The 3,918-nt window shown below is 71.1% G+C and carries 3 protein-coding genes; 1 reads left to right on the top strand and 2 read right to left on the bottom strand.

Annotated elements, in window-relative coordinates:
- Nucleotides 1-428 precede the first annotated feature (428 nt).
- On the bottom strand, nucleotides 429-1,694 hold the full coding sequence (gene tyrS, locus ACWEPF_RS39555) for a tyrosine--tRNA ligase (RefSeq protein WP_449796553.1): 1,266 nt from the start codon (nucleotides 1,692-1,694) through the stop codon (nucleotides 429-431).
- A 264-nt stretch (nucleotides 1,695-1,958) separates the two neighbouring features.
- On the opposite strand from tyrS, the gene ACWEPF_RS39560 reads away from it, so the two are divergent.
- Entirely contained in the window at nucleotides 1,959-2,480 is a 522-nt protein-coding gene (locus tag ACWEPF_RS39560) for an HNH endonuclease (protein WP_380149092.1), read from the top strand.
- A 118-nt stretch (nucleotides 2,481-2,598) separates the two neighbouring features.
- Here ACWEPF_RS39560 and ACWEPF_RS39565 read toward each other — a convergent pair.
- Nucleotides 2,599-3,918, bottom strand: a 1,320-nt coding sequence (locus ACWEPF_RS39565; protein WP_452176478.1) for an outer membrane protein assembly factor BamB family protein, incomplete at its 5' end; no start/stop codon positions are given.

Here is a 3,918-nt window from a genome sequence, read left to right on the forward strand (position 1 = left end):
TAAAGGAATCTCCAACCCCACCGAACGGTGAGGCCGGGGATGTCAACATATCTGGCGTTGACTTTTGGCACGCTGTTGAGTTCTCAAGGAACGGTCGCTTCCTTCGGTCCGCCTTCCAGCGGGCCCTCCGGGCGCTTCGTTCGTGTTTCGAGCTTATCAGACGTTTTCCGCTCCGATTTCCCGGAGTTTCGCTTTCCGATTTCGCTCTTCGCCTTTCGGCGCTCCCGAACTCTACCAGAGTTTCTCGGGCCGTTTTTCCGCTCTCGAATTCGATTTCGGGAGTTTCCGCTCGGCCCTCGGGGCAACTCGGACTACGTTAGGGCAACGTTTCGCCCGCGTCAAACACGAGGGGCCGGATCTGGCTCGATCCGGCCCCTCGGTGGAGTCTCAGCAGCTCAGCCGCCGTGCGGTTTCAGCCACCTGATCCGCTACTCCGCAGCGACCTCGATGGCCGCGATGTTGCGCTTGCCGCGCCGCAGGACGAGCCAGCGGCCGTGCAGGAGGTCGGAGGCGACCGGGACGGCCTCCTCGTCGGTCACCTTCTCGTTGTTGAGGTAGGCGCCGCCCTCCTTGATGGTGCGTCGGGCGCCGGAGCGGCTGGGGGCCAGGCCGGCCTCGACCAGGAGGTCGACGATCGGGAGCAGCTCGGTGACCTTGCCCTTGGGGACCTCGGCGAGGGACGCCGCCAGGGTGGCGGGGTCCAGGTCGGCGAGGGCGCCCTGGCCGAAGAGGGCCTTGGACGCGGCGACCGCGCGCTCGTACTGCTCGGCGCCGTGGACCAGGGTGGTGAGCTCCTCGGCCAGGGCGCGCTGGGCGAGGCGGGCCTGCGGGCGCTCGGTGGTCTCGCGCTCCAGCTCCTCGACCTCCTCCTTCGAGCGGAAGGAGAAGATGCGCAGGAAGTTGGCCACGTCCCGGTCGTCCGCGTTCAGCCAGAACTGGTAGAAGGCGTAGGGGGTGGTCAGCTCCGGGTCCAGCCAGATCGTGCCGGACTCGGTCTTGCCGAACTTCGTGCCGTCGGCCTTCACGATCAGCGGGGTCGCGAGGGCGTGGGCGGACTTGCCCTCGGCCTTGCGGATCAGGTCGGTGCCGGCGGTGAGGTTGCCCCACTGGTCGCTGCCGCCGGTCTGCAGGGTGCAGTTGTAGCGGCGGTTGAGCTCCAGGTAGTCCATGCCCTGGAGGACCTGGTAGCTGAACTCGGTGTAGGAGATGCCGGCCTCGGAGTTGAGCCGTCGGGCGACGGCCTCCTTGGCGATCATGTTGTTGACCCGGAAGTACTTGCCGATGTCGCGCAGCAGGCCGATGGCCGAGATGCCCGAGGTCCAGTCCAGGTTGTTGACCATGCGGGCCGCGTACTCGCCCTCGAAGTCGAGGAAGCGCGAGATCTGGCCACGCAGGCGCTCGACCCAGGCGGCCACCGTCTCGGGGTCGTTGAGGACGCGCTCGGCGGTGGGCTTGGGGTCGCCGATCAGGCCGGTGGCGCCGCCGACCAGGCCGAGCGGGAGGTTGCCGGCCTGCTGGATGCGGCGCATGGTCAGGATCTGCACCAGGTTGCCGAGGTGCAGGCTGGGGGCCGTCGGGTCGAAGCCGCAATAGAACGTGACCGGGCCGTCCGCGAACGCCTTGCGCAGTGCGTCCTCGTCGGTGGACAGGGCGATCAGCCCTCGCCACCGCAGCTCGTCGACGATGTCCGTCACGGTCACGCTTCTCCTTCGGTCGGGCGTCCCGCCGCGTGGTCGGGTCCGTTCGGTCGGGCCCGGCGGGGGGACGGTTCCAGCGTGCAAGAGCCTACGCGGTCCGGGCCAGCGGGTTTCCGTCCCGTCCGGCTGACCGGCCGGTGCAGTACGGAAAATTCCGTTGTTCGCAGCAGGGGCCGCCGTTCAGAGTGGAGTACCGCCGACCGGCGGACAGGTTCTGGACGGGCGTGCCGTCGGGCACGGTCCGCAGGAAGGTGGCCCGAGGTGCGCAACACGCTGGTGCTGAACGCGAGCTACGAACCGCTGACGACGGTGTCGCTCAAGCGCGCCGTGGTTCTGGTGCTGCAGGACAAGGCGGTGGTCGAGCACGCGCATCCGCTCGGCATGGTGCGCGGTTCGGGGGTGTCCGTACCGGTGCCGCGGGTGATCAGGCTCCAACGGTACGTCCGGGTGCCGTTCCGACAACGGGCCCCGTGGTCGCGGCGCGGTGTGCTGACGAGGGACCAGTTCCTCTGCGCGTACTGCGGGCGGCGGGCCACCACGGTGGACCACCTGCAGCCGAAGTCGCGCGGCGGGGCGGACTCCTGGATGAACACGGTCGCGGCCTGCGCCGAGGACAACCAGCGCAAGGCGGACCGGACGCCGGAGCAGGCGGGGATGCGGCTGCTGCGGCAGCCGTTCGAGCCGACGCCGGAGGCCACGCTGATGCTGGCGCTCGGGCTGCGCAGCTCGGACATGGCCGAGCTGGCCCCGTGGCTGCCGGCGGCCGCGATGGCGGTCGCCTGAGGGCGGCCGGAGTAGGACGAAGAGCCCTGGTGGGCCGACCCGGTCGGGGGACAGGTCGGCCCACCAGTGATGCTCGGAACTGACGGGCCGTCGGTTCCGGGCCGTGACAGGCGGGGGTTCAGCCCTTGGCCTGGAAGGCGGTGGCGAGGCCGAAGTTGGTGGAGTGCTCAGGCACCGCCACGACCTTGCCGCCGCCTGTCAGCAGTCGGCCCGAGGTGAGCAGCGAGCCGGTGCCCTGGGCGAAGCCGCCGCCCGCGGCGGCGCGGCCGTCGGTGAGGGGGTAGCGGCTGAGGTGGGCGGGCTGGTCGAGGCGTTCGTCGGTGGCGAGCAGCAGGGCTCCGTCGGCCAGGCCGATCGGGGCGGTCTTGCCCTTCTCGCTGACCGGGGTCCTCCACTTCTGCTTGCCGGTGGTGAGGTCGTACGCGACCGCCACCGGCTGTCCGCCGTTCGCGGGGGTGAGGGTGGTGGCCAGGGTCTGCTCGTGGAAGAAGACCGAGGGGGTGGCGGAGAGTGCGCCCCGGGTGGCTTCGAGGCGGCCGCCGTCGGTGCTGACCGGGATCTCGGTGGCCGGGTCGCCGCTGTCGCCCCAGGCGAAGATCCGGTCGTCGGCGGGGGCGCCTCCGGTGGTGAGCACCACGGCCGGTTCGGCGGAGAGCACGGTGACGGTCTTCGGCTGGTTGTTGAGGCCGCGCCACCAGTGCACCTTGCCGTCGGCGGCGTTGAGCGCGACGGCCTGGTCGTTGGGGTTGCTGTCGGCACAGGTGCTGTGGAGCAGCACCCGGTTGCCGGCGGCGGTGCCGCTCAGGGTGCAGAACTGGCCCTGCCCGGCGTACGCCCAGAGGTCCTTGCCGTCGGCGGCGGCCCAGGCGGCGGCGCGGTCGTCGCCGACCACCACGATCCGGTCGGCCAGTACCGCGGCGTGGGCGGTGTAGTTGTCCTTGGCGTCCGAGACGGGCTTGGTCCAGGCGTTCTTGCCGGTCTTGGTGTCGACGGCGGCGAGCAGGGTGCAGGGGCTCTTGGGGTCGGCCGAGGTGCGGAACAGCGCGGCGCCCAGGCCGTCGGAGTTGACGGTGGGTGAGAGGCCGCAGGGGACGGCGCCGTCGGCGGGCGGGGTGACCGTCCAGGTGGGCTTGCCGTCGGCGAGCGCGTAGGCGTGCACGCCGGTGGAGTCGGCACGGACGACCGCGTCGCCGGTGATCCAGCTGCCGAGCAGGGTGTCGTCGGCGCCGGCGGCCGGGGTGTCGGCCGGCTGGGCGGTCCAGGACTTGGCGTGCGCGACGCTGAAGGTCTTCGGGGCGGCGGCGGGGCCGGCCGCAGCGGTCTCCTCGTCCTGGTCGCCGGTGGCACGACGGCGGCGCCGGTGACCCGGAGCCAGACCACGTGCAGCGGTGAGAGCCCGGCCTCGATCAGCGGCTTGGCCGCCGTGCCGGAGCCGCCG

This window comes from Kitasatospora sp. NPDC004289 (genome assembly GCF_053602875.1).